This is a genomic window from Ruegeria sp. CDSA221 (assembly GCF_059611825.1).
Genome location: NZ_JBXWPK010000004.1, coordinates 227425 through 250537 on the forward strand (window position 1 = coordinate 227425; position 23113 = coordinate 250537).

Below are 23113 nucleotides of genomic sequence, written 5' to 3' on the forward strand. Positions count from 1 at the left end.
ACGCCCGAAACCCCATATATCAGGCGAAAGGAGGCGATCATGACGCAAGAGCTTTTGACATCTGTTTTCGGCTGGATGGTGGTGATCAACCTTGCTGTGTTACTATTTTCGACCCTGATGGTCGTGCTGATGCAGGATTGGGCGGCTGGCATCCATAGTCGGATGTTCCAGATGGACCGCGCGGATGTAAAACGTGCGTATTTCAGGTATCTGGCCAATTACAAAATTCTGGTGCTTATCTTTTCCATCGTGCCCTGGCTGGCGTTGAAACTGGCCTAGCGCACTGAGGTGTTGCTGATGATTGAAACGGCCCGCTTTGGTTGTTAGGTCATCTTGAACATATTGGGCAAGCATCCGGAGCGAGAACATGGACCAGAAAACTGAAACCGAACTTCAGGCCGCCGCATTCCGCAGGTTGCAGCAGCACCTGATGGAAGACAGGACCGATGTTCAGAACATCGACATGATGAACCTGGCCGGATTTTGCCGCAACTGCCTGTCGCGCTGGTATCAGGAAGCGGCCAATGAACAGGGCATTGAGATGGACAAGGACGAAGCCCGTCAGATCTTTTACGGGATGACCATGAGCGAATGGAAAGCCAAGTATCAGACCGAAGCCAGCCCTGAAAAACAGGCGGCTTTTGAAGTCTCATTCGAAGAAAATGTCGGCAAAAAGAGCTGAACGTGAAAATAGAAAGGCCCACCATTCCAGCGGGCCTTTTCTCAGTGAGGCGGCTGTCAACAAAGGTTTCACTGCCTCCGCTACATTCGCTTCTTACGGTTGTTCCGATCCGAAAGCCACTGGCGCGGCGAATTGCGCAAATGCCCAGCTTTACCTCAGCGCTCCTAAAGATTTGCCTTTATGGCCTGCGCCCGACATTTACGCTTTCTCCGAATTAAGGGATGGTTCTTCTGCTGACTTTCAGTGCAAGAAAGAATGTCTTTGCTCTTACTGACGGGTATGAAACGTGTTGAAACTGATCAAGAATGCGCGGCTCTATACGCCTGAGCCTGTTGGTCTAGGCCATATTCTCACCGCGGGGGAACGCATTATTTACCTCGGTAGCGCTCAACCCGAACTGCCGGATCCGCTTCAGGCTGAAGTCGTTGACGTCGAAGGTGCATCGGTTGTTCCGGGTTTGATCGACGGACATGCGCATATCACGGGTGGTGGCGGTGAAACCGGGCCAGCCAGCCGGGTGCCGCCGATGGTCTTGTCCTCGTTCACCCGTGCCGGGGTCACGTCGGTTGTCGGGGTGTTGGGGACGGACGATCTGACCCGCAACACGCAGACGTTGGTGCAGCAGGCCTATGGGCTGCGGGAGGAGGGGCTTTCGGCTTGGTGTCACACTGGTGGCTATCACGTCCCACTGACTACCCTGACCGGTTCCGCCCGGGGTGATATCGTATTCCTTGATCCGGTTATCGGCGTTGGGGAGCTGGCGATCAGTGATCACCGGTCAAGCCAACCGACACTGGACGAGTTTCTGCGGATCGCAAGTGAGGCGCATGTCGCGGGCCTGATGACCGGCAAGGCAGGGATCGTGCATTGCCATATGGGCGACGGCGACAGGGGCCTGTCGATGTTGGAACAGGCAATCGCGACCTGCGAAATCCCCGCACGCGTCTTCAATCCAACTCATGTCAATCGCAACAAACCCCTCTTTGAACAGGCTGTCGCGTTGGCGCGGCACGGATGTTACATCGACGCGACCGCATTCCCATGCGAGCATATCGAGCCGGGCATATCAGCCGCCGAGGCCTATATCCAATTCCGCGATCAAGGTGGCCGCGCGGACCGGTTCACCATCAGCTCTGACGGGGGTGGCTGCCTGCCGGCCTTTGACCGTGAGGGCAATCTGACACGGTTTGGTGTGGGGTTGTCCGACACTCTGCCTGAAACACTGCGCGACCTGACCGATAAAGGAATGCCTCTGTCTGATGCGCTTGCTCCGATGACCTCTAATGTCGCCGATCTGCTCAGGCTACATCGAAAGGGCCGTTTGAAAGTGGGTATGGACGCCGATCTGGTGGTTCTTGACGAAAACACCGCTGTGCGGCATGTGATGGCCCGGGGGGAATGGCATGTCCGCGATGGCCAGATAGCCCGGCGCGGCATGTATGAACAGATTTGAACGTCCGCGCGGTCCCCGGTGGCTGCCCGCTATAGCTCCGGAAGGTAGTTAAGATATGTGCCCTGCACCCATTGATGCAGAGACCCCGCGCGGGTTCATCATCCCGATCGGTGGTGGCGAAGACCGCGTCAAGGAAATGCAGATTCACCGCAAATTCGTGGAGCTGTCCGGCGGCGGCGATGCCGATATTGTCGTGATCCCGACAGCCTCGATGCTGGAAGAAACAGGGCCGGATTATAACCGCATATTCTCTGAGCTTGGAGCGGGTCAGGTTGAGTTCCTGCCCATCTCGCGTCGCGCCGATTGCGACAATCCCGACTATGCCGAGATGTTGGACCGCGCCACCGGGATATTCATGACCGGCGGGAACCAGCTGCGCTTGTCGGCGATTCTGGGTGGCACGCTTGTTGCTCAAAAAATCCGGCGCCGGAATGCGGCGGGGATACCGATTGCGGGAACCTCAGCCGGGGCGTCGGTCATGTCCGAGCATATGGTTGCAGGCGGCAGCAGCAATTCGGCCCCGGCTGAAGGCAATATCACTCTGGCCCCGGGCATGGGTTTGACCAATGCCGTCATCATTGACCAGCATTTCACGCAGCGTAACCGCCTGGGGCGCCTGTTAACTGCCTCATCTTTCAACCCTTTCCTGATCGGGTTGGGCGTTGACGAAGACACGGCGGCCTTCATTGGGCCCGATAACGTCCTTGAGGTAGTGGGCAGCGGAACGGTCACTGTGGTGGATGCCAGCCATCTGACGCATTCATCGATGTGGGATGCCCGCCGCGGAGAGGCGTTGAGCCTTCTGGGACTTCGGCTTGACGTTCTGGGCGAAGGGTGCCGTTATGATCTGACGGCTCGCCAGGCGTTTCCGCCGGATGAGCATATGGCGTTCTGTACATTGCCGGACCTGTCCGGGGACGAGGGCGCCGGCGGGGGAAAATAAAAACTAACCAACAGGGTGCCTCATGAAAGTAATTTCGACCAACGTCTTTGTCGGCCCGAATGTTTGGGCAAGTTTTCCGGTTATTCGCCACGTTATCGATCTGGGTATTCTGGAAGAATGGCCTTCGGCAAAAATTGGTTCGGAATTTATCGACGCTCTGGTCGCTGCACTTCCCGGTTTGGCAGAACATGGCTGTTCCTATCGCGAACCCGGCGGGTTCATCCGCCGCCTGCGCGAAGATGAAGGCACCTGGCTGGGTCATGTGCTGGAACATTGCGCTATCGAGGTGCAGAACGTAGCCGGTACGGATGTGACTTTTGGCCGAACGCGCGGCACTGGCGAACCCGGCCAGTACAACATGGTCTATGAATACCGCCAGCGCGATGTCGGACTGGATGCGGGCAAGCTGGCGATGCGTCTGCTAATGCATCTGTTGCCACACTCCCTCAAGGACCAGGTGGATTACGACTTTGATCCAGATTTCAACTGGGATGATGAGTTACGCAGCTTTGTGCTGCGGGCGCAGCGCAAAGAATTTGGCCCCTCGACCGGCTCGTTGGTCAAGGCGGCACAAGAGCGGGACATTCCGTGGATCAGGCTGAACTCTGGCTCGCTGGTGCAGTTCGGACACGGGAAGTATCAGAAACGCATCCAGGCTACCATCACTTCTGAGACCAAACATATCTCGGTCGAGATTTCCTGCGACAAGGAAGATACCCACAATCTGCTGAACGATCTGGGCCTGCCGGTACCACAGCAGCGCATGGTCTATTCGGCGCGCGAGGCGGCAAAAGCAGCGGGACGTATTGGATTTCCTGTCGTAGTCAAGCCGCTCGACGCCAATCATGGGCGCGGTGTTTCGATCAATCTGAATTCAGAGTCCGAGGTCGAGGCCGGTTTTGCCGAAGCCAAGGAACATTCTCGCAGCAGGGCCATTCTGGTGGAGAGCTTCATCACCGGTTTTGACCACCGAATGCTGGTTGTGAACAACAAACTGGTTGCGGTGGCCAAGCGTGTCCCCGGACATGTCGTTGGTGACGGCACACACACGATTGCCGAACTGGTTGACATCGTGAACCAGGATCCGCGCCGTGGCATCGGACACGAGAAAGTGCTGACCATGCTGGAAATCGACAATCAGGCCAAACGCCTGATGGAGAATGCGGGCGTGACCGAAGAAACCGTGCTGTCGGAAGGCGAGATCTTCTATCTCCGTTCAACGGCAAATCTGTCGACGGGGGGGACAGCGATTGATCTGACGGATGTGGTGCATCCTGACAATCGTGACATGGCCGAACGCGCCATAATGGCGGTTGGATTGGATGTGGGAGGTGTGGATTTTCTGATCGACGACATCACCAAATCCTACAAGGATATTGGCGGTGCTATCGTCGAGGTGAACGCCGCCCCGGGCTTTCGGATGCACGTGGCGCCGTCCGAAGGTCAGCCCCGCGACGTGGCGGGCAGAGTGATCGACATGTTGTTCCCCGCCACCGAAGAAACCCGCATCCCGATTGCGGCGATCACAGGCACCAACGGCAAGACGACGACCTCGCGGATGCTGGGGCATATTATGAAAACCAGCAGCAAGACCGTTGGCATGACCTCGACCGATGGCGTCTATGTGGACGGTAAACTAAGCGTCAAGGGCGACATGACGGGACCGAAATCCGCACAGATCGTCCTGCGTGATCCGGCGGTCGATTTTGCGGTGATGGAAACCGCACGCGGCGGGCTTGTGCGGTCCGGTCTGGGCTATCAGCGGTCGAACGTGGCGGCGTGTCTGAATGTCTCGGCCGATCATCTGGGTCTCGGCGGCATAAACACGGTCGAGGAGCTGGCCGTTGTCAAGCGCGTGGTGGTTGAAAGCGCTGTGGATACTGCAGTGCTGAATGCCGATGACATCAACTGTCTGAAAATGGCCGACTACGCTCAAGCGGATCAGATTTTCTATGTCACGACCAATCCAGCGCACAGTCTGGTCAAGGAACATATCAAGGCCGGCGGCAAGGCTATCGTGCTTGAAAAAGGCATGAATGGCGACATGCTGACCATCTATGACAACGGGCTTCATATCCCGGTTCTGTGGTCGCATCTGATCCCGGCGACGTTGGAAGGCAAGGCAATTTTCAACGTCCAGAATGCGATGTTCGCCGCCGCGATGGCCTATAGTTTCGGCGTGGATCTGGATAATATCCGTCATGGGTTGCGCACCTTCGATACCAGCTATTTCCAGGCACCTGGACGGATGAATGTCTATGACGAACATCCCTTCAAGGTGATCCTCGATTATGGCCATAACCCCGCCGCGCTGAAAGCGATGGCGGCGCTGGCCGATCAGTTAGAGATCAAGGGCCGCAGGCTGTGCGTTGTAGCGATGCCTGGCGACCGGCGCGACGAAGATATTGTTGATGGGGCCGCCGCCCTGGCCGGACATTTTGATCATTTCATCTGCAAGGCAGATGACCGCCGTCGCGGGCGCGGGCATGACGAGGTGCCGCAGATGATGCGTCAAGCCCTGATCGACAACGGCGTGGATGCCGCAGCCATCACGGTCATCCCCGACGAGGTCGAAGCGGTCAGTGCCGCGTTGGAGCAGGCCGGACAGGGCGATCTGTTGGTGATCTTTGGTGATGACACAACGCGCTGCTGGAAACAGATCATCTATTTCAATTCTGATGGCGAAGAACCCGAGGTCGCACCTGTGGCAGCCCCCGCCGAAACTTCGTTTGAAGATATGTTCGAAGGCGACCAGAACCTGATCCGGGATGAGCGTGGCGTGCGTCTGGCCCGTGAAATCAGCGAAGACGCGGATTGAGCGGAGGCACCGGAATGGACCGGATCGAAGAGCTTGAGACCGCGCTGACAATAGAAAGCGCGACCGTTGACCATATTCAGGTGGATGACGCCCGGCGTCTGACCGGGCCGGGCCTGCTATGGAACCGACCCGGCGCGGTGATGGATGTCTTCTTCACTGATATCGACGCGACGCAGATCACTGACTTGTGGGAGAAGCATGCGCGCCGGGTTCTGGACGCACTGGGCTGGCAAGGACAGGGTCTGATCCACCGTACCTTTACGGGCGGCGTCAATCTGGCGATCTCAGCACCGATGGATCAACTCTATTCCGGGATATTCGCAGCGCAAACCGCATGGCATTTCTGTGCTGCGGAACTGCTGGCATCCGAGCCCGGAGATTTCGATCAGATGGTTGCGGATGTCAAAGGCGTCATGGAAATGGAAGCCAATCCCGCACTGATCGCCTTGATCGCCGCGGCTGAGGCGCATGGCGTGGATATCCTTTGCGATGATGACGAGGTGTCGATCGGGCATGGCACAGGCAGTCAGACTTGGCCTGTTGATGGGCTGCCCACCCCGGGTGAGGTGGACTGGTCTGCGCTGCATGATATCCCGGTCGCGTTCATCACTGGAACCAACGGCAAGACCACTACGACCCGGCTGCTTGAGGCTATCGCGCGCGCTTCGGGCAAGGTTGCTGGGCTAACCTCGACCGAGTTTGTCCGCGTGGGCGATGATATTCTGGACCGTGGCGATTACTCGGGCCCCGGCGGCGGGCGGATGTTGCTGCGCGATAAAAGGCTGGAGGTTGCCTGCCTTGAAGTCGCCCGTGGGGGCATCCTGCGCCGGGGTCTGCCGACCCGCGCCGCCACGGCGGCGGCTGTCACCAATGTGGCCAACGACCATCTGGGCCAATATGGGGTCAACACGGTGCCGGAACTGGCCCAGGCCAAATTCGCCGTACATCGAACATTGGCCGAGGGGGGCGTGCTGGCCCTGAATGCCGATGACGGCTTTGTCCGTGCCGAGGCGGAGAATACCTCGGCGAATATCTGGTGGTTTTCGCTGGACGCGCAGAACGACCTGATCCGCCGGGCGCGCGATGCAGACAGGTGCTGCGCCTATGTGCGGCAGGGTGATATCGTGTTTTTCGACGGCACAGCGGAACAGGTGGTGATCGCAGTTTCCGATGTCCCCCTGACCATGGGCGGCGCTGCGAAATACAATATCCTGAACGCGCTGGCGGCCTTGTGCCTAGCTTTGGCGCTGGACTTGCCCGTTCAGGCGGCTCGGGATGGGTTGGCCGGGTTCAAACCAGACGCTAAGGATAATCCAGGCCGTTGCAACGAGTTCCGATACAACGGCGCACGGGTCTTTGTGGATTTTGCACATAACCCGCATTCGATTTCCGCCGTTTGCGAGGCGCTGTCGAGCCTGCCTGCTAAACGGCGTTTCATCATGCTCAGCCATGCGGGCGACAGATCGGATCAGGATATCCGCGACGTGACCGCCACAGCGCTGAATTTCCACCCCAACGTGGTCGTCGCAACCGAGTTGGAAGGATATCTAAGAGGCCGCGAATTAGGAGAAATCTCTGACCTGATCGAACGGACGGCCTTGGACCATGGGTATGATGCGAAACAGATACTCAGGGCGACGTCGCCCACTCAGGCCGCCTCAATGATACTTGAACAGCTAGAGCCGGGTGATATCGCTTTGCTGCTGGTTCTGTCCGATCGTGACGCTGTTCTCGCTATGCTCGACGGGTAAGAACAGAGGCGCGTGTCGGGATCACAGAGAGGGCGTGTTAGGAAATGAGTTTTTGGGCGGTCGGCAGTCCACATCCGACGCCCTCACCCAATATCAATACGGCCCTATCGTATATCCGCCTCATCCTCGGATTTTTTGCTCTGCGCATTGCATCATACAGTCCCGCAATTCGAGGCCGAGTTAGCTGGTGCGACGCCGTTCAAAGGGCATTGAGCCCCTGATCATTGGCCGTTGGGGCAGGTATGATACCTGCCCTCAACTTGCTCGTGGCTGCCGAAACGGGCTCTAGCTGCCGGCTGAGACGTGCGACGAACCCTGCGGGATCACCTCGTATCCAGGCTCTTCTGGTTCGTCATCCGCCATTTCCGCAGGGAAGCCGGGGGCAAGGATGGAAAGACCGGTGGCGTCCTCTAACCGACGGATAATGTTGGGCGATAGCTCGCGATCGCCATAGCGTGCAATGCCGTCGTCAAAAATCTGGCAAATCAAGGGAGAGACTTCCAGCGGCACATTGTTTCGTTCGGCAATACTCTGGAACAGGCCCACATCTTTTTTCACCAGATCCATGGTGAATGAGATATCGCGCGAACCGTTCAGGATTACCTGGCTTTCGGTAACATGGGAAAAGCTGTTACCGGACGAAATTTTGATCGCCTCGTAGGCTGTGTTCAGGTCCATACCTGCAGCCTTCGCCGTCACCAACGCTTCGGCATTGGCGACCAGATGGACGGTGGCCAGATAATTGGTAAGTACCTTGAGCATCGAGGCGCTGCCAAGCTCACCGGTATGCAGGATACGGCGTCCCATTGTCTTCAGTAACGGCAGAACTCGCTCGAACGTTGAGCGGTCACAGCCCGCAAAGATCGAGATATTTCCAGTGTCGGCGCGGTGGCAACCGCCAGATACCGGGCAATCGACTGCGGCACCACCGGCGGCGATGACGATACCGCCAAGGCGTTCGGCTTCGGCTTGGTCAGTGGTAGACATCTCCAGCCAGATCTTGCCTTCTTTCACCTCTGGCAGCATCTCCTGCATGACAGCGTCCGATGCGGCAGGCGAGGGTAGGCAGGTGATGACGACATCGCAATCACGCATCAATGCTGCGGCATTTTCTGCCAACTTGGCACCCTTGGCCGCCGCCGCTTCCATCAGGTCGCGGTTTAGATCAAGAACCGTCAGGTCGATTCCGTTCCGCAACAGGCTGCCTGAAAGCTTTCCGCCGACATTACCAAGTCCAATGAACCCTACTTTCATCTTCTATTCCTTCCGAGTGTACGAAAAATCCAAACAAACAGATCCGCTAGGTGAGCGGTCGATAAGCGATTCCCGAGAACAAGGTGCCACCGACCCCTTTGTCTGATGAACGACGTTGGAACCTGCAATAACGCCAGGACCGGCCGCGTTTGCCACGAAGTCGAAGCCAAGCGCCGGATTGGCCACGAATGCGGCAATCCTGACTTTCGTCGATGAGACGTCTGGTTTGATCAAGTCCAGATTCCCTGTTCGGATTTGAGACAATTCAAAAACTTGTATCGCGACCTGAGCCGCAAGTGAAAATGATAAAACAGGCTATCTACCACAAAAATTATTTGTCTCTAGATTAGATCAAACCCAATACCCATGGTTGGTTACGCAGCTTCGAGGCAGCGGCCCGACATTTGAACGTTTCGCATATCGATGTCGACCTGTTCAAAGCTTGGCTGCGTGGACAGTTTGCCCCGGATTAGGGATATGCGAGAGATGGTCAGGACAAAACTTGCGGCAGCCTAGCTGTACATGGTCGGCTACGTAGGTCAGCTTCGGTGGAGCCAGTGCGATATTGTCGAAACAAGGCATATCTCAACGTCATTTGCCCACCCGTTTCGGAGCTTCAAAGAAAACCAGAGGTGCAAAGATGAGATGGTGCTGCTGGAGAGAATTGAACTCTCGACCTCTCCCTTACCAAGGGAGTGCTCTACCTCTGAGCTACAGCAGCCTATCCATTTTCAGGGCATCACGACATATGCCCTACTAATACCCTACTAATTTTCACCACGCCCCGCTAACTCACTGTTCGAACACACAAACCTGGAATGGACCTACCCATTACCAAGGGAGTGCTCTACCTCTGAGCTACAGCAGCGCTGTGGGCGGGTGATTAGACTCAAACGAAACGCGGCGCAAGGGTGTCTGGACGGTTTTTTTCGCCTCCTGTAGAGAAAGGTTATGGCAGATAAAAATACACCTAAAAAACACGGCAGATCCGGCGATGTGCGCGAAGAGCGGCTGAAAGCAGCGCTCAAGGCGAATATGGCGCGGCGTAAGGCGCAGGCTAAGGCGCGGGCAACCCAGAACGGCAAAGCCGACAAAGACGAGGGATAAGAGCAGATGGATTCGATTCTGGTGACAGGCAACGGGCCGCTTAAAGGTCAGATACCGATTGCAGGGGCAAAAAACGCGTGTCTGACGCTGATGCCGGCGACCTTGCTCAGCGAAGAACCGCTGACGCTGACCAATGCGCCTCGGCTGAGCGACATCAAGACGATGACGGCTTTGCTGCAGTCCTTGGGGGCCGAGGTGTCGTCATTGCAGGATGGTCAGGTGATCGCAATGTCCAGCCACGACCTGACCAGTCAGACGGCGGACTATGACATCGTGCGAAAGATGCGCGCGTCAAACCTTGTGCTGGGTCCTTTGCTGGCGCGGTTCGGGCAGGCGGTCGTCTCGCTGCCCGGAGGCTGTGCAATCGGCGCGCGTCCGATGGATCTGCACGTCGAAGGGCTCGAGGCGCTGGGCGCTGAGATTGAGCTTAAGGACGGGTATCTGCATGCCAAAGCTGTGGGCGGGTTGAAAGGTGCCGTGCATGAGATGCGATTTGCATCCGTGGGCGCGACCGAGAACATTGTCATGGCGGCCACGCTGGCTAAAGGCACAACGGTTCTGAAGAACGCGGCGCGCGAACCTGAAATTGTCGATTTGGTCGAGTGTCTGAGGAAGATGGGTGCCCAGATTTCCGGTGAAGGCACGCCGACCATCGAAATTCAAGGCGTAGACCGGTTGCATGGTGCCACTCATCAGGTGGTCACTGACCGGATCGAGCTGGGCACCTATATGCTGGCCCCGGCGATCTGCGGAGGCGAGGTCGAACTGTTGGGCGGGCGGATGTCTCTGGTGGAATCATTTGCCGGGAAACTGGATGCGGCGGGCGTGAATGTCTCGGAAACAGCAAACGGTCTTTTGGTCGCCCGCAAGAACGGGCGTGTCAAAGCCGTGGATGTCGTGACCGAGCCGTTCCCGGGTTTTCCGACCGACCTGCAGGCCCAGATGATGGCGCTGATGTGCACGGCCGAAGGTACCTCGGTGCTCGAAGAACGCATTTTCGAGAACCGTTTCATGCACGCCCCCGAATTGGTGCGGATGGGCGCGAATATCGAAGTGCACGGTGGCACGGCAACCGTGACTGGTGTCGAACGTCTGAAGGGCGCACCGGTGATGGCGACAGATCTGCGCGCTTCGGTTTCGCTGATACTGGCGGGGCTGGCTGCTGAAGGTGAAACAACTGTCAGCAGGGTCTATCATCTGGATCGTGGGTATGAGCATGTTGTGCGCAAGCTGGAAGGCGTGGGCGCCAAAATTGAACGGATCAAAGACCAATGACAGACGCAAGTTTCCACGATGGGCGTGAGGCTCCACTGAATCTGGGTGCAGAGGATGGGGATGACCTTCAGGTGATCTCGACTTTGACACAGGATGCGGTGTTCCCCGTATCCGAAATGACTTGGCACCCGTCGCAGCGCCGCTTTGGCCTGTTGCTGAACCGTTTCCGCTGGGAGGACAAGGATGCGGCCACGCGCCGGGGCCGTCCATTCGAAAGGGTGCAGTCTGTGCTGGTGTTCGCTTCCGTTCTAACCGTGGCCAGCCAGGGTATCGACCGTAGCGAGAAGGATTTGGTGATGTCCTTGCTTTCGGTCGATTTTGAACCCGGCGAAGACGGCGCGGGTCAGATTTTGCTTACATTGGCCGGAGATGGCGCGATCCGTCTATCGGTCGAGGCAATAGACGTCACGCTCAAGGATGTAACCCGCCCCTATCAGGCGCCTTCGGGGCAAGCGCCGCATCATGCAGAATAAGCGCGGTATCGCGCAGGCCTTCTCAGAACCACCCGCTGGTCTGATGTTGCGCCGCGCGACCGTGTTTGATGTCTTTGATCTAAGCCGGGTTCTGATCCGTTCGATCACGCAGCTGTGCGAGGCGGATCATGGCGATGATCCGCAGGCCGTTGCGGAATGGACCGCCAATAAAGACCCGGAGACCATTCGGGGTTGGATAAAGGCCGGAGCGCAGATTTGGCTGGCCGAGCGCGCAGGTCAGGTTGCGGCTGTCGGCGGATTGCGTGAGGGCGGCGAGATCACGCTGCTCTATATCGACCCGGCTCATACCGGTCTTGGGGTGGGAAGCGCGTTGTTGGCCCGGCTGGAACAGGAACTGGCTGCTGCCGGTTGCACCGAGGCACAGCTTGAGGGGACACGGACGGCCCAGGCGTTTTATATCCGGCATGGCTGGAAACCGACTGGCGGCTGCGCGGCGCGCAAAAGCATATCCTGTTTTGAGATGCGCAAATCGCTGCACCCGGCGGACTGAGGGTTGAGGACAGCCCATCCCGGCGATATGTCCCGGTGAAACGCTACGGAGTGCCAGATCATGCCCGTTTTTCTAGACACCACGTCGCCCGAGTTTGACGCGGCTTTTCAGACCCTGCTGTCGGCCAAGCGCGAAGACAGCCCGGATGTGGATGCCATTGTCGCGCAGATCATTGACGATGTGCGGGTCCGTGGGGATGAGGCGGTAATCGAACTGACGGCCAAATTCGACCGGTTAGAGCTGACACCGGATACGCTGGCTTTTTCGGCAGAGGAAATCGACGCCGCCATTGCGCAGGTCTCGGACGCGGATCGTCAGGCGCTCGAACTGGCAGCCGAACGCATCCGGGCCTATCACGAGAAACAGATGCCCGCCGATCACCAATGGACGGATGAGGCCGGGGCGACCCTTGGCTGGCGCTGGTCCGCAGTGTCTGCGGCGGGGCTGTATGTGCCGGGAGGGCTGGCCTCGTATCCGTCGTCGGTTCTGATGAACGCGATACCGGCCAATGTCGCAGGGGTCGAGCGTCTGGCCATCGCCGTGCCTACCCCAGACGGTCAGGCGAACCCTCTGGTCCTTTTGGCCGCGCGCCTGTCAGGCGTGACTACGGTCTATCGCATCGGCGGGGCGCAGGCGATTGCGGCACTGGCCTATGGAACAGATACCATCGCAGCGGTGGACAAGATCACAGGCCCCGGAAACGCCTTTGTCGCCGCGGCCAAGCGCCGTGTCTTTGGCAAGGTCGGCATCGACATGATTGCGGGCCCGTCTGAGATTTTGGTTATTGCTGACAAAGACAACGACCCCGACTGGATTGCACTGGATCTACTCAGCCAGGCTGAGCATGACGAAAGTGCTCAGTCGATCCTGATCACGGATAGCGCCGATTTTGGACGGGCCGTGGCGCAAGCCGTGGAAAAACGTCTTGAAACCCTGCAACGCCGGGCCATAGCCGGGGCCAGTTGGCGCGATTTTGGTGCGGTGATCACTGTGGGCAGTCTGGATGAGGCAGCCTCTCTGTCGAACCGAATTGCCCCGGAACACCTTGAGCTATGCGTCGCAGATCCCGTCGCTCTGAGCGAAAAGACAATTCACGCAGGTGCAATCTTTCTTGGTCAGTACACGCCCGAGGCAATCGGGGATTATGTTGGTGGGCCTAATCACGTCCTACCCACCGCCCGGTCGGCGCGTTTTTCTTCCGGTCTGAGTGTGATGGATTTCCTTAAACGCACGACTCTCAGCCAGATGACACCCGAAGCCCTGCGGGCAATCGGGCCAGCGGCAGAGCAACTTGCGCAGTCGGAAAGCCTTGAGGCGCACGGGCTGTCCGTGACCGCACGGTTGAAACGATTGAACGGTTGATCACCTATGGTCAGAGGGTCACACCTGCAATTACCTCATCCGATCTTCCCCGATAGGGCTTGAAATCAAGGGGCAAATTGCGGCGCTCTTTATGTGCGACCGGATCTAAAGGAGGTTGATTTGGAACGTGTGGCGACCCTCTGGATCGGTAAGCGCTTTAGCTTTTTGGAACATCTGTGCCTGAAGTCCTTCGCCGATGTCGACCAGAAGCCAATCGTCTATCACTATGGCGATCTTGAAGACATTCCGGATTATATCGAGCCGCGCGATGCCCGCGAAATTTATGATACTCCCGAGATCTACCGCGATCCGATAACCCGATCCGTGGCCGTTCATGCAGATCTTTTCCGTCTGCAGTTGATGCAAAAAACCGACTATATCTGGGCCGATGCGGATGCTTATGCGGTCCGGCCATTCGAGACAAAGAACGGGTATCTTTTTCCGAATGCGAACCTCAAGAAACAACGGATCATGAACGGTGTACTTGCGTTGCCCAGCGACAGTCCGGGGCTGCAAGCCATGTGCAAATATGCTTTTGACAGCGATCTGGTGCCGCCATGGTGGACACAAGAGCATAAGGAAACCTACAGCCAAATGTTCAACGGGTCGACCTATTGGAGCCTGCCAATTTTCAGCTTTGGTCCGCCCATGCTGTTTCACTTTCTTTATGGCACACCAGAGCATGAGATGGCTGTGCAAAGGTCGGTCCTCTATCCTATCCCATTGCGATATCGCGGCCTTTGGAATGACCCCGACCTTTCCAAACTGGATTTTTTGAAGTGGGACCAACAGATGTCTGTCCATTTTTTTGGATCCTGGTTCCGAAAGATCTTTCTTGGCCGCCAAATCAACTCTGGTTCACTGGTCGATACGCTGTTGCGCAAACACGGAATAGATCCGTCCGAACACCCGCTTTGACGATTTTCGTCGGACGGCCCGTCACTGCGTTGCCCATTTATTTCCATTGGGATAAGTCTGTCCCGACCTGAACGGACCAAACGACCATGACCCGAATTTCGCACATCGAACTGGATGATAGAAACTTGCCCCCGCCGACACCCGAGATCGAGCAGGAGCGCAAGGTGGCAATCTATGATCTGCTTGAGGAAAACGCTTTCGCGCTGCCCAAACGCGATGATCGTGTGGTTCCGGAAGGGCCGTATCATGTGCAACTCTCGATCCGTGACAAGCGTTTGGTCTTCGACATTGCCACCGAAGCCGAAGAAAAAGCGGCCGAGTTCCATCTGTCCCTTGGACCATTCAGGCAGGTGGTCAAGGACTACTTCCAGATCTGTGAAAGCTATTTCGACGCCGTAAAGACTTTGCCGCCCAGCCAGATCGAAACCATCGACATGGCCCGGCGCGGTATCCATAATGAAGGCAGTCGGGTGTTGCAGGAACGTCTGGAAGGCAAGGCCGAAGTTGATTCAGACACAGCCCGTCGCCTGTTTACGTTGATCTGCGTATTGCATTTCGGGGGGTGACGGGTGACGTCTCTGCCGCAGTCCATCTTGTTCTGTTGCGACCACAATTCGGTCCGGTCTCCGATGGCCGAAGGCATCATGAAGAAGTTTTATGGCACCGGCACCTATGTGCAATCCGCCGGGGTGCACAACGATCTTGAGATCGATGGCTTTTGCATTTCGGTCTGTCATGAAATCGACGTCGAGCTTTCACGTCACCGGTCCCGGTCGTTTGATGAAATGCAGGAATGGGGCGACGACCTCAGCTCGTTCGATCTGATTGTAGCGCTGTCGCCGGCCAGCCAGCGCCGTGCGCTGGATTTGACGCGGGTTTTTCATCTGGATGTCGATTATTGGCCAATAATGGACCCTACCGGGCTGGGCGAAAGCCGCGAGGAAAAGTTACATCACTACCGACAGACCCGCGATCAGATCATTCAGCATCTGAAGGACCGCTGGGGTGAACCAACGGAGTGACCATGAACGAAACCGTCAAAACCTATTTCGAAGCCTTCAACGCCGGGGACGTAACCGGCATGCTGGCCTGTTTGTCCGACGATGTGGCCCATCATGTGAACGAAGGCCAGATACGAGTGGGCAAAGAGAAATTCGCAGCTTTTTGTGACCACATGAACCGCTGCTATCGCGAGAACCTCACCGATATCGTTGTGTTCGCGGCCGAGGGCGGTACCCGTGCCGCCGCTGAATTCATCGTGAACGGCACCTATCTTGAGACGGATGAAGGCCTGCCCAAAGCACACGGGCAGACCTACCGCCTACCAGCCGGGTCGTTCTTTGACCTGAAGGATGGCAAGATCACGCGGGTCACCACCTTTTACAACCTGGCCGACTGGATCAAGCAGGTCTCGAATGGCTGAGGTCACAGGCGTTCGCGCCTTGACCGGGGCGGCGCTTGAGGCGGCTCTGGATGACGTCGCTCGCTTGCGGATCGAGGTGTTTCGGGCATGGCCGTATCTTTATGACGGCGATCTGGAATACGAGCGGAAATACCTGCAATCCTACCGTGACAGCGACAGATCCATCGTTGTTGGTGCCTTTGACGGGGATCGTCTGATCGGCGCATCGACCGGCGCCCCGCTAGTCGACCATGCCGCCGATTTCGCGGCGGCCTTCGATGGCTCTGGGCTGGACTTGTCCCAGATCTTCTACTGCGCCGAATCTGTCTTGCTGCCCAACTATCGCGGGCAGGGCGTGGGGCATAGGTTCTTTGACCTGCGCGAAGCCCATGCGCGCAACTTTGGCTTCACCAAATGCGCCTTTTGCGGTGTGCAACGCACGACCGATCACCCGATGCGGCCTGATACCAACCGCCCGCTGGATGCTTTTTGGAGCGCGCGGAAGTATGAGCCGTTGCCCGGCGCTGTCGCGCAGTTTTCGTGGAAGGATGTCGGCGAAGAAGGCGAGACGCTGAAGCCGTTGCAGTTTTGGATCAGGGATATCACGGCTTAGATTTTATAGCTGACGTTTGCGCCCAAGAAGGCCGTATTTTACGGCCCAAGCCCTGATTGACCGGCGTTTCCGCCTTTGCTGTCTCGGAGTTGATTTTGATAGCGCTCCACCCGTTCGGTTGAATTCGTACACGTCGATAATCCGTTCGGCGCAACCGCAGGCTTCTCCCATGCCAACCTTTGTGTAATAGAACTTTTCGAAACTTTCCCGGTTTTGCATCGCAACTCTCCTAATCTTATTTAGCCATTTCAGGCTTGAGATGCCAACTCACAATCCCTTGCAGGGCCGGTATATGCGCATATGTTCCTGTACTTTTCAGGGCGCCCTCAACTAGTGTTCGCCAAACCAGCGCAATGAAAGTTACTCCATGAAAGCTGCCACCGCCGCCTATAACCTCGACTGGCTCGAAAACTGGGCGCAGTATGAAGATAAGCTCGCCCGCTGGGTCTCGGATGCCGCAGGGCAGGGGGCAGATCTTCTCGTTTTCCCCGAGTATGGCGCGATGGAATTGTCGACTTTGGATGGGGCCGAAGTAGCGGGTGATCTAGAGCGTTCGATCCGTGCTGTTTCAGATCGGATGGGGGAAGTGCAGGCCCTGCATTCGCGCCTGGCTCAAGAGCATGAGACCTACATCCTGGGCGCATCCGCTCCGGTGATTGACGGGTCAGGCCGTCCGGTAAACCGGGCTGTGCTCTACGCTCCGAACGGGGCGTTTGACCATCAGGACAAACAGATCATGACCCGCTTTGAACGCGAAGACTGGGATATCGCGCCGGGCGGACCACTAAAATTGTTTGATACCCCACTTGGAAAAATCGGAATCCTGATCTGCTATGACAGTGAATTCCCCTTGCTGGGCAGAGCCCTAAGTGAGGCGGATATAATCCTGGTTCCCTCATGCACCGAGGCGTTGGCAGGGTACTGGCGTGTCCGCATCGGGGCTATGTCGCGTGCGCTGGAAAACCAATGTGTTACGGTCATGGCGTCTCTGGTGGGCAAAAACGAATGGTCCGATGCGGTGGATATGAATACAGGAACGGGTGGTATTTTTGGTCCACCTGACAAGGGTTTTCCCGCGACCGGAGTGTTAGCAGAGGGTGCGCTGAACCAACCTGGCTGGACCTATGCCGACGTCGACCTGACAACGATCGCCAATGTGCGCCGGGATGGCCATGTGTTGAACCGCGCCCATTGGGACGAGCAGTGCGGTCGAGTCGAAACAGTCACAATATCCTCTCTTTAGGTGAATACGCCCTTGAAATAAGCCCCAAATAGGCTCATTTAGGCGCACATCCCCGCAGATTCTGCGGGTGCAACGTAATTATGGAGACAACATGGCCAAGGAAGATACGCTCGAATTTCCCGGTGTCGTGAAGGAACTCCTGCCTAATGCGACGTTTCGGGTCGAGCTGGAAAACGGCCATGAGATCATCGCACATACGGCAGGCAAGATGCGCAAGAACCGCATCCGTGTTCTGGCTGGCGACAAAGTTCAAGTCGAGATGACCCCCTACGATCTGACCAAAGGTCGGATCAACTATCGCTTTAAGTAACGCCTGATACATGGCGTTTATTCTCGGATCGGGCAGTCCAAGGCGGCTGGACCTGCTGGCGCAGCTTGGCGTACAGCCCGACGCCATCCGTGCCCCTGACATTGACGAAACGCCTTTGAAGGGTGAGTTGCCGGTGCCTTATTGCCACCGGATCACACGCGCCAAAGTGCAAGCAGTTCCCGCCGAAAGCGATGATGTCACGCTGTGTGCTGACACTACGGTTGCGCTGGGTCGGCGCATCTTGGGAAAGCCTGAAGATGCAGGTCAGGCGGCCGAGTTTCTGCACGCTCTGTCTGGACGGCGGCACCGGGTGATTACCTCGGTTGCGGTTCGGCGCGGCGACCGCATATCGCAACGCGATGTGGTGTCTCAGGTCAAGGTCAAGCGCCTGTCGGATGTTGAGATCAATGCCTATCTGGCAACCGGTGACTGGCAAGGCAAAGCCGGTGCATATGCAATCCAGGGGCCTGCAGGGGCGTTCATCCCATGGATTTCCGGCTCATTTACCGGCATCGTGGGACTACCATTATCCGAGACTGCCGCTTTGCTGCAGGGCATCGGCTATCCTTTGTATCGCGAGGCACTATGAAGGGGCGTACCATCGTTTTAGACCACATCAACAACCGCGAGGCAGCGGCGTTGATGGTGGACGGAAAGCTTGACGATTTCCTGATTGCTTCCGAAGCCCCGGCACCCGGTACTATCTACCGGGCGCGGGCGGATCGCCCGGTCAAGGGGCAGGGTGGGATGTTTCTGGCCACGCCGGACGGCCAGGCCTTTTTGCGACAGGTCAAAGGATTGGCCCCCGGAGAGCTCAAGCTGGTCCAGGTGACCGGTTTTGTCGAACCCGGAAAGGCGCTGCCGGTGACGGATCGCGTGCTGTTTAAAAGCCGCTTTGCGATTGTCACACCGGATGCGCCTGGCCTGAATATCTCGCGCAGTATCCGGGATGAGGAAGAACGCGACCGCTTGCTGGAAATTGCACATGAGGCGATGGCGGGCAGCGAACACGGGTTGATCCTGCGGTCCTGCTGTCAGGGCGAGAATGCCCAAGAGATTGCTGAAGATATCGGCGTCATGCTGGCTCATGCCGATGCTGTGATGAACGATCCCGGTACCGAGCCTGAGGTTCTGCTCGCAGGTGATGGGCCGCATGTTTTGGCCTGGCGCGACTGGACCGACCCGGCCGAGGTCGTCACCGAGCCCGGCGCCTTTGAGGCGCATGGTGTCTTGGATGCATTGGATCAGGCGGGCGGAATATCAGAACCATTGGCCGGGGGCGGACACATCTATATCCAGCCCACCCGCGCCCTGGTGGCCGTAGATGTAAACACGGGTTCAGACACCTCGATGGCCGCCGGAACCAAGGCCAATTTCGCCTGCGCAAAAGCACTGCCACGTGCATTGCGTGTCCGTGGGTTGGGGGGGCAGATCACGCTCGACCTCGCTCCAATGCCCAAGAAAGACCGGCGCGGTTTCGAAGCCGCTTTGCGATCTGCATTCAAGTCTGATCCGATCGAGACGATTCTGGCAGGATGGACCCCGTTGGGTCACTATGAGTTGCAACGCAAACGCGGCCGGATTTCCCTTGCGGAGGTGCTGAAATGAGCTGTCCGATCTGTCACGAACCAACGGTGTCTCAATTCCGTCCTTTTTGTTCGAAACGCTGTGCAAACATTGATTTGGCCAAGTGGCTGAACGGGTCTTACGCGGTTCCTTCGCAGCGTGAAGAAGACGTTGAACAGGATGTTTCTTCAACTGAAACTGAGATGCCGCGCCCACATTGAAAAAATGTAAAAAAGCCTCTGGACACTGCCAGTAGCAAGTCATAGAACGCCTCCACCCAACGGTAAAAGCCGTATCCGTGCCCGGGTAGCTCAGGGGTAGAGCAGTGGATTGAAAATCCTCGTGTCGGTGGTTCGATTCCGCCCCCGGGCACCACTTAATCATATGATATTGCTAGATATTATCATCCAACCCCCTCAGGGTTTGACACTTTTTCCGAAGGGTTTGACAACTTTCGATCTACGTTCGTTCTCCTGCTCCAGCCTTTCCATTGTGACCCGGTTGCGATCTGCAAGGTTCGCGGACCGGGAATAGTGACGGGCCATCGACGGAGTTTTTTGCCCAAGCAGGTCCGCAATCTGGCGTTCCTCAAGCCCCGCCTCGCGCAGCGTCGTGGCCACGGTATGCCGCAGCCCCTTGAGGGTCAGGCCCGGCTGCACCATACCCTCAGCCTCTAGTTTCTTCTTGAATCGGTGCCAGACCGTCGAAAAGCCGTTGTAGGTCCACGGCTTCCCGCTAGACGTTGCAAGAATGGTCACCGCGTCGTGGGCCGGCGCAGCGTCCAGAGCAACTTGCAGCGTCGGACCGATCGGAATGGCGACCTCTTGCCCGGTCTTGCCCCGGACGCCCCAGATCGTGTTGCCATCGATCTGGCGACGAGTCAGCTTGAGCGCGTCGGACGGATCAAGGCCAGTGTTCATAATGAGTGCGACCGCCGTCCGAACGTGAGGCGCGGCCCGGTCCAGCACAACCGCCCGTTCCTCGACCGTCCAGGGACGGTTGGCATAGGGCCGATCTTTCGGTCGCGGCTTGGGAATGACATCCGCTGCGTAGTCCCGATCGATCAGCCCTTTCGGAATGGCATAGCGAAAGACTTGGCTCAGGAATGTGCGGACCATGTTTGCGCGCCGCCAGCCGATCTTTCCCGCCGCCTTGTCATGGATGCCCGACACAAGGGGTGTCGTGATCGCGGAAACGGGCGTGTCGCGGATCGGGTGCAAGAAGTCAGCACACTTGCGGTAGTCGCGCTTGGTAGCGTCCGCCAGATTTCCAAAGTGCTCAGTCTGAAAATAGAAATTGACCAGCCCGGCAAGCGTTCCCGGCTTGGGGGTTTGCGCCTTCCGCGCCTCTGCAATGACCGCAACACGGGCGCACTCCGCGAAGAACCCAGCCGATCCCAGCGGGTTCTTTTTCAGGTCGATCTTGTGGCCCGTAGCGCGATGATAGCAGCGCGGTATCCCGTGTCGATCATCGAATATCTTAAAGCCCTTCACCCTTATCCGCGTCATTACAGCTTGCCGAGGATGGCGTCTTGCGTCGCCATCTCAGCCCCTTCCTTCATCGCATCAATCCACTTGTCCAAGTCACGCTTGTCCCACAGGATCGAGCCGGGACGCATCTCAACCGGTTGAACCGGGCAGGTTGTCTTGAAGTGTTTGACCGGCAGGCCGGTATAGTCCGCCGCCTCAGACTGTTTCAGCATTCGCTTCTCGACGACACTGATGTTAAGGTTGGCGTTAGCCATCAGCATCCCCACATTCTGAATTCGGCTTCATCCGTCTCATTTATCCAGTCTCGCAGTCTCCGGCTCCAATCTTGAGCCTGCGCTCGACTTCGCCGCGGATGCCAGCTACGTCGAACGCCATTTCGATCAGGACCGAATACTCTTCGCCCTCAACAAGAGGCGTGCCGGTTTCTTGTCCCTGTGGCCCTTTCACATGTTCCTTTTGTCGCGGAATTTTCACTTCCACGGCGTTGGGGAAATCATTCAGCTTGGACCTGAGGTCACACGCGATTTCACCGGCCACACCTGCCGGAATGTCTTGCTCAATCAGGCGCGCGTAGACAAACAACGCGACTAGGTCGTCCTGATTGAAATATCGGGTGCCGCCCTTCTTAACAGCCGGCGCGCAGGGGTAGCGATCAGCCGCGACTGCTTCGTTGAACCGCTGCTTGTTTATGCCGGCCACCTTACATGCAGTTGTTCCAGGGTGCATAATTTCGACTGCCATACCCGTCCTCCTCGGCCTATTGTATGAGACAATAGGACATGCTATTGCTTCATGCAATAGGCTTATTTCTCCGCTAGTCGCAGAAAGACTTCCGAGCGGCCCTCAACATCCGCCGTGTGTCACCATGCGCCAAGTCAGGGGACAACTGCGGGAGGTTGCGTTGACAAGTGAGCAAGCCAGTGACGGAAAGTCCAAAGCGCGTGATCCAAAAGGGGTATCGCGCTATTCCGAGTTCTATTTCGACAAGGCCGGAACCACCTATGGTGGCGTCATACTTTGGCGGCTGCATGCGTGGTGGCGCACGTCTATCCTAACCGATGAAGACGGCTATAAGTGGACTGTAGTGTCGCTCCGGAAGTTGGCGGACACATTGAAGATGGATCGCAAAACCATGGAGCGTCACGTCAAGAAACTTGAGACGATGGGGCTTATCGAAACGAGGATGGGTACGTTTCGGAACCTTCCGCAGAAAGAGATTAGGGTTCTCCTCGATGAGGGAATGGTACCGGTCACGAAAAGTTCCCATGTTGTCGCCGAACCCGGCTCACCCTCTGGGGGTTCCGTTACCCAAGACAAAGGTGCTTAGGTACCCTAGGGAGGGGGCAGAATTGCCCCAGGGAGGGGGCGGAAAGGGGCCAGATTATACGTATAAGGACTTCTACATACACTCAACGAATACGCAGCCACCCTGAAACAGGTCGGCTGCTTCTTGTCAGAATTTTTCAGGGTCTATCAGGGGAGAAATTCGTCAGGGGGAGAAGTATACGCACAAATAGGTACGATAGAGCCTGGACGTCCAACAAGCAGCATTGCGGCTCGTAGGTCTCTAACCAGGAGGCTCGACAATTTCTTTTGCTTCATGTGGCAGAATAGCTTTCTTCGACCTTGGTGAATCGGAAGCTCCGGGCACCGTCTTTGCTTGATCGATAACGACGGGAATGGCAGTGAACTTGAGTTCACTTGGCCGCCCAGACAGATCGACTGTCAGGCTGCGGCTTCAATGTGATCTGCAAATATCCGCAACGCCGCTGCCGCCGCATCTCGTTCATCCCGCGCTTGCAACGCATGGTTATTGACCTGCATCAGGGCTTTAATTTGGCGCGCATCACCAGCCTCACATGCGGCAACAGCTTGTTCGATGATTTCGATGAAATTTGTTGGGTGGGTCATAGATTGATCCCGTGGGTTCTATGCCGGGTTT

The 23113-nt window shown here is 57.1% G+C and carries 27 protein-coding genes and 2 tRNA genes; 23 read left to right on the forward strand and 6 right to left on the reverse strand.

Translation table 11 applies throughout. From position 1 onward, the window contains the following. Positions 1–39 precede the first annotated feature (39 nt). The 6 genes from AC2FJ5_RS08120 to AC2FJ5_RS08145 all read left to right on the forward strand — a co-directional run bounded on the left by AC2FJ5_RS08120 (position 40) and on the right by AC2FJ5_RS08145 (position 7647). On the forward strand, positions 40–279 hold the full coding sequence (locus AC2FJ5_RS08120; RefSeq protein ID WP_496696785.1) for a DUF6868 family protein: 240 nt from the start codon (positions 40–42) through the stop codon (positions 277–279). An 88-nt stretch (positions 280–367) separates the two neighbouring features. Further along, the gene (locus AC2FJ5_RS08125) at positions 368–682 is read left to right on the forward strand and encodes a DUF1244 domain-containing protein (RefSeq protein ID WP_142637917.1); all 315 of its coding nucleotides are present in this window, start codon (positions 368–370) and stop codon (positions 680–682) included. 286 nt (positions 683–968) lie between these two features. Beyond that, positions 969–2135 carry a beta-aspartyl-peptidase gene (iadA, locus tag AC2FJ5_RS08130; RefSeq protein WP_282027701.1) on the forward strand — a complete coding sequence of 389 codons (1167 nt, stop codon included), beginning with the start codon at positions 969–971 and terminating at the stop codon, positions 2133–2135. A gap of 55 nt (positions 2136–2190) precedes the next feature. Beyond that, positions 2191–3078, forward strand: coding sequence for a cyanophycinase (locus AC2FJ5_RS08135; protein ID WP_142637921.1), 888 nt, complete (start codon positions 2191–2193; stop codon positions 3076–3078). Positions 3079–3100: 22 nt separating this feature from the next. Next, the gene (cphA, locus tag AC2FJ5_RS08140) at positions 3101–5896 is read left to right on the forward strand and encodes a cyanophycin synthetase (protein ID WP_496793038.1); all 2796 of its coding nucleotides are present in this window, start codon (positions 3101–3103) and stop codon (positions 5894–5896) included. 14 nt (positions 5897–5910) lie between these two features. Then, positions 5911–7647, forward strand: coding sequence for a Mur ligase family protein (locus tag AC2FJ5_RS08145; RefSeq protein ID WP_496793039.1), 1737 nt, complete (start codon positions 5911–5913; stop codon positions 7645–7647). Positions 7648–7932: 285 nt separating this feature from the next. On the opposite strand, the gene AC2FJ5_RS08150 is transcribed toward AC2FJ5_RS08145, so the two are convergent. After that, the gene (locus AC2FJ5_RS08150) at positions 7933–8901 is read right to left on the reverse strand and encodes an NAD(P)-dependent oxidoreductase (protein WP_496702225.1); all 969 of its coding nucleotides are present in this window, start codon (positions 8899–8901) and stop codon (positions 7933–7935) included. A gap of 646 nt (positions 8902–9547) precedes the next feature. Beyond that, positions 9548–9622 (reverse strand) — tRNA-Thr (locus tag AC2FJ5_RS08155). Between the two features lie 230 nt (positions 9623–9852). On the opposite strand from AC2FJ5_RS08155, the gene AC2FJ5_RS08160 reads away from it, so the two are divergent. The 16 genes from AC2FJ5_RS08160 (at position 9853) to AC2FJ5_RS08235 (ending at position 20056) form a co-directional block, all read left to right on the forward strand. Then, the gene (locus tag AC2FJ5_RS08160) at positions 9853–10008 is read left to right on the forward strand and encodes a hypothetical protein (protein ID WP_496696796.1); all 156 of its coding nucleotides are present in this window, start codon (positions 9853–9855) and stop codon (positions 10006–10008) included. A 6-nt stretch (positions 10009–10014) separates the two neighbouring features. Beyond that, positions 10015–11283 carry a UDP-N-acetylglucosamine 1-carboxyvinyltransferase gene (gene murA / locus AC2FJ5_RS08165; protein WP_281973612.1) on the forward strand — a complete coding sequence of 423 codons (1269 nt, stop codon included), beginning with the start codon at positions 10015–10017 and terminating at the stop codon, positions 11281–11283. Then, entirely contained in the window at positions 11280–11756 is a 477-nt protein-coding gene (locus AC2FJ5_RS08170; protein ID WP_281973613.1) for a DUF2948 family protein, read from the forward strand. The genes murA and AC2FJ5_RS08170 overlap by 4 nt, the downstream gene beginning before the upstream one ends. Beyond that, on the forward strand, positions 11746–12267 hold the full coding sequence (locus tag AC2FJ5_RS08175; RefSeq protein WP_496793040.1) for a GNAT family N-acetyltransferase: 522 nt from the start codon (positions 11746–11748) through the stop codon (positions 12265–12267). Before AC2FJ5_RS08170 ends, AC2FJ5_RS08175 begins: the two co-directional genes overlap by 11 nt. Before the next feature lie 60 nt (positions 12268–12327). Further along, the gene (gene hisD / locus AC2FJ5_RS08180; protein WP_496793041.1) at positions 12328–13629 is read left to right on the forward strand and encodes a histidinol dehydrogenase; all 1302 of its coding nucleotides are present in this window, start codon (positions 12328–12330) and stop codon (positions 13627–13629) included. A 120-nt stretch (positions 13630–13749) separates the two neighbouring features. Continuing rightward, positions 13750–14547: a hypothetical protein gene (locus AC2FJ5_RS08185; protein WP_496793043.1), complete on the forward strand. Its 798-nt coding sequence runs from the start codon at positions 13750–13752 to the stop codon at positions 14545–14547. Positions 14548–14633: 86 nt separating this feature from the next. Next, complete coding sequence (locus AC2FJ5_RS08190; RefSeq protein ID WP_496793044.1) at positions 14634–15113, forward strand: UPF0262 family protein; 480 nt, start codon at positions 14634–14636, stop codon at positions 15111–15113. Positions 15114–15116: 3 nt separating this feature from the next. Next, complete coding sequence (locus AC2FJ5_RS08195; RefSeq protein WP_142639018.1) at positions 15117–15569, forward strand: arsenate-mycothiol transferase ArsC; 453 nt, start codon at positions 15117–15119, stop codon at positions 15567–15569. Between the two features lie 2 nt (positions 15570–15571). Then, positions 15572–15970: a ketosteroid isomerase-related protein gene (locus AC2FJ5_RS08200; RefSeq protein ID WP_496793045.1), complete on the forward strand. Its 399-nt coding sequence runs from the start codon at positions 15572–15574 to the stop codon at positions 15968–15970. Further along, complete coding sequence (locus tag AC2FJ5_RS08205; protein WP_496793046.1) at positions 15963–16562, forward strand: GNAT family N-acetyltransferase; 600 nt, start codon at positions 15963–15965, stop codon at positions 16560–16562. Before AC2FJ5_RS08200 ends, AC2FJ5_RS08205 begins: the two co-directional genes overlap by 8 nt. 367 nt (positions 16563–16929) lie before the next feature. Further along, positions 16930–17805 (forward strand): carbon-nitrogen hydrolase family protein, encoded by an 876-nt coding sequence (locus tag AC2FJ5_RS08210; RefSeq protein ID WP_496793048.1) that lies wholly within the window; start codon positions 16930–16932, stop codon positions 17803–17805. A 91-nt stretch (positions 17806–17896) separates the two neighbouring features. Continuing rightward, entirely contained in the window at positions 17897–18115 is a 219-nt protein-coding gene (gene infA, locus AC2FJ5_RS08215) for a translation initiation factor IF-1 (protein ID WP_005978431.1), read from the forward strand. A gap of 10 nt (positions 18116–18125) precedes the next feature. Continuing rightward, positions 18126–18704 carry a Maf family protein gene (locus AC2FJ5_RS08220; protein ID WP_496692242.1) on the forward strand — a complete coding sequence of 193 codons (579 nt, stop codon included), beginning with the start codon at positions 18126–18128 and terminating at the stop codon, positions 18702–18704. Beyond that, positions 18701–19723, forward strand: a complete 1023-nt coding sequence (locus tag AC2FJ5_RS08225; protein WP_496793049.1) for a ribonuclease E/G — start codon at positions 18701–18703, stop codon at positions 19721–19723. The genes AC2FJ5_RS08220 and AC2FJ5_RS08225 overlap by 4 nt, the downstream gene beginning before the upstream one ends. Then, the gene (locus AC2FJ5_RS08230) at positions 19720–19902 is read left to right on the forward strand and encodes a DNA gyrase inhibitor YacG (protein ID WP_496701171.1); all 183 of its coding nucleotides are present in this window, start codon (positions 19720–19722) and stop codon (positions 19900–19902) included. The genes AC2FJ5_RS08225 and AC2FJ5_RS08230 overlap by 4 nt, the downstream gene beginning before the upstream one ends. A gap of 79 nt (positions 19903–19981) precedes the next feature. Next, positions 19982–20056, forward strand: a tRNA-Phe gene (locus AC2FJ5_RS08235). A 41-nt stretch (positions 20057–20097) separates the two neighbouring features. Here AC2FJ5_RS08235 and AC2FJ5_RS08240 read toward each other — a convergent pair. The 3 genes from AC2FJ5_RS08240 to AC2FJ5_RS08250 are packed head-to-tail and all read right to left on the reverse strand — an operon-like array spanning position 20098 to position 21912. Continuing rightward, positions 20098–21189: a tyrosine-type recombinase/integrase gene (locus tag AC2FJ5_RS08240; RefSeq protein WP_496793050.1), complete on the reverse strand. Its 1092-nt coding sequence runs from the start codon at positions 21187–21189 to the stop codon at positions 20098–20100. Further along, positions 21189–21425: a hypothetical protein gene (locus AC2FJ5_RS08245; protein ID WP_496708846.1), complete on the reverse strand. Its 237-nt coding sequence runs from the start codon at positions 21423–21425 to the stop codon at positions 21189–21191. The genes AC2FJ5_RS08240 and AC2FJ5_RS08245 overlap by 1 nt, the downstream gene beginning before the upstream one ends. Before the next feature lie 40 nt (positions 21426–21465). Further along, complete coding sequence (locus AC2FJ5_RS08250; RefSeq protein WP_496708845.1) at positions 21466–21912, reverse strand: hypothetical protein; 447 nt, start codon at positions 21910–21912, stop codon at positions 21466–21468. Between the two features lie 160 nt (positions 21913–22072). Here AC2FJ5_RS08250 and AC2FJ5_RS08255 point away from each other — a divergent pair, with 160 nt between their 5' ends. Then, positions 22073–22498, forward strand: a complete 426-nt coding sequence (locus AC2FJ5_RS08255; protein WP_496793052.1) for a hypothetical protein — start codon at positions 22073–22075, stop codon at positions 22496–22498. Positions 22499–22896: 398 nt separating this feature from the next. Here AC2FJ5_RS08255 and AC2FJ5_RS08260 read toward each other — a convergent pair whose 3' ends face one another. Further along, on the reverse strand, positions 22897–23082 hold the full coding sequence (locus AC2FJ5_RS08260; RefSeq protein WP_496708843.1) for a hypothetical protein: 186 nt from the start codon (positions 23080–23082) through the stop codon (positions 22897–22899). Positions 23083–23113 lie beyond the last annotated feature (31 nt).

What these genes read in the sequence shown, in the direction of transcription:
- AC2FJ5_RS08120 (WP_496696785.1), top strand. Translation starts at nt 40, where the DNA reads ATGACGCAAGAGCTTTTGACATCTGTTTTCGGCTGGATGGTGGTGATC.
- AC2FJ5_RS08125 (WP_142637917.1), top strand. Translation starts at nt 368, where the DNA reads ATGGACCAGAAAACTGAAACCGAACTTCAGGCCGCCGCATTCCGCAGG.
- AC2FJ5_RS08135 (WP_142637921.1), top strand. Translation starts at nt 2,191, where the DNA reads ATGTGCCCTGCACCCATTGATGCAGAGACCCCGCGCGGGTTCATCATC.
- cphA (WP_496793038.1), top strand. Translation starts at nt 3,101, where the DNA reads ATGAAAGTAATTTCGACCAACGTCTTTGTCGGCCCGAATGTTTGGGCA.
- AC2FJ5_RS08145 (WP_496793039.1), top strand. Translation starts at nt 5,911, where the DNA reads ATGGACCGGATCGAAGAGCTTGAGACCGCGCTGACAATAGAAAGCGCG.
- AC2FJ5_RS08150 (WP_496702225.1), bottom strand. Translation starts at nt 8,901, where the DNA reads ATGAAAGTAGGGTTCATTGGACTTGGTAATGTCGGCGGAAAGCTTTCA.
- AC2FJ5_RS08160 (WP_496696796.1), top strand. Translation starts at nt 9,853, where the DNA reads ATGGCAGATAAAAATACACCTAAAAAACACGGCAGATCCGGCGATGTG.
- murA (WP_281973612.1), top strand. Translation starts at nt 10,015, where the DNA reads ATGGATTCGATTCTGGTGACAGGCAACGGGCCGCTTAAAGGTCAGATA.
- AC2FJ5_RS08170 (WP_281973613.1), top strand. Translation starts at nt 11,280, where the DNA reads ATGACAGACGCAAGTTTCCACGATGGGCGTGAGGCTCCACTGAATCTG.
- AC2FJ5_RS08175 (WP_496793040.1), top strand. Translation starts at nt 11,746, where the DNA reads ATGCAGAATAAGCGCGGTATCGCGCAGGCCTTCTCAGAACCACCCGCT.
- hisD (WP_496793041.1), top strand. Translation starts at nt 12,328, where the DNA reads ATGCCCGTTTTTCTAGACACCACGTCGCCCGAGTTTGACGCGGCTTTT.
- AC2FJ5_RS08190 (WP_496793044.1), top strand. Translation starts at nt 14,634, where the DNA reads ATGACCCGAATTTCGCACATCGAACTGGATGATAGAAACTTGCCCCCG.
- AC2FJ5_RS08200 (WP_496793045.1), top strand. Translation starts at nt 15,572, where the DNA reads ATGAACGAAACCGTCAAAACCTATTTCGAAGCCTTCAACGCCGGGGAC.
- AC2FJ5_RS08205 (WP_496793046.1), top strand. Translation starts at nt 15,963, where the DNA reads ATGGCTGAGGTCACAGGCGTTCGCGCCTTGACCGGGGCGGCGCTTGAG.
- AC2FJ5_RS08210 (WP_496793048.1), top strand. Translation starts at nt 16,930, where the DNA reads ATGAAAGCTGCCACCGCCGCCTATAACCTCGACTGGCTCGAAAACTGG.
- infA (WP_005978431.1), top strand. Translation starts at nt 17,897, where the DNA reads ATGGCCAAGGAAGATACGCTCGAATTTCCCGGTGTCGTGAAGGAACTC.
- AC2FJ5_RS08220 (WP_496692242.1), top strand. Translation starts at nt 18,126, where the DNA reads ATGGCGTTTATTCTCGGATCGGGCAGTCCAAGGCGGCTGGACCTGCTG.
- AC2FJ5_RS08225 (WP_496793049.1), top strand. Translation starts at nt 18,701, where the DNA reads ATGAAGGGGCGTACCATCGTTTTAGACCACATCAACAACCGCGAGGCA.
- AC2FJ5_RS08230 (WP_496701171.1), top strand. Translation starts at nt 19,720, where the DNA reads ATGAGCTGTCCGATCTGTCACGAACCAACGGTGTCTCAATTCCGTCCT.
- AC2FJ5_RS08240 (WP_496793050.1), bottom strand. Translation starts at nt 21,189, where the DNA reads ATGACGCGGATAAGGGTGAAGGGCTTTAAGATATTCGATGATCGACAC.
- AC2FJ5_RS08245 (WP_496708846.1), bottom strand. Translation starts at nt 21,425, where the DNA reads ATGGCTAACGCCAACCTTAACATCAGTGTCGTCGAGAAGCGAATGCTG.
- AC2FJ5_RS08250 (WP_496708845.1), bottom strand. Translation starts at nt 21,912, where the DNA reads ATGGCAGTCGAAATTATGCACCCTGGAACAACTGCATGTAAGGTGGCC.
- AC2FJ5_RS08260 (WP_496708843.1), bottom strand. Translation starts at nt 23,082, where the DNA reads ATGACCCACCCAACAAATTTCATCGAAATCATCGAACAAGCTGTTGCC.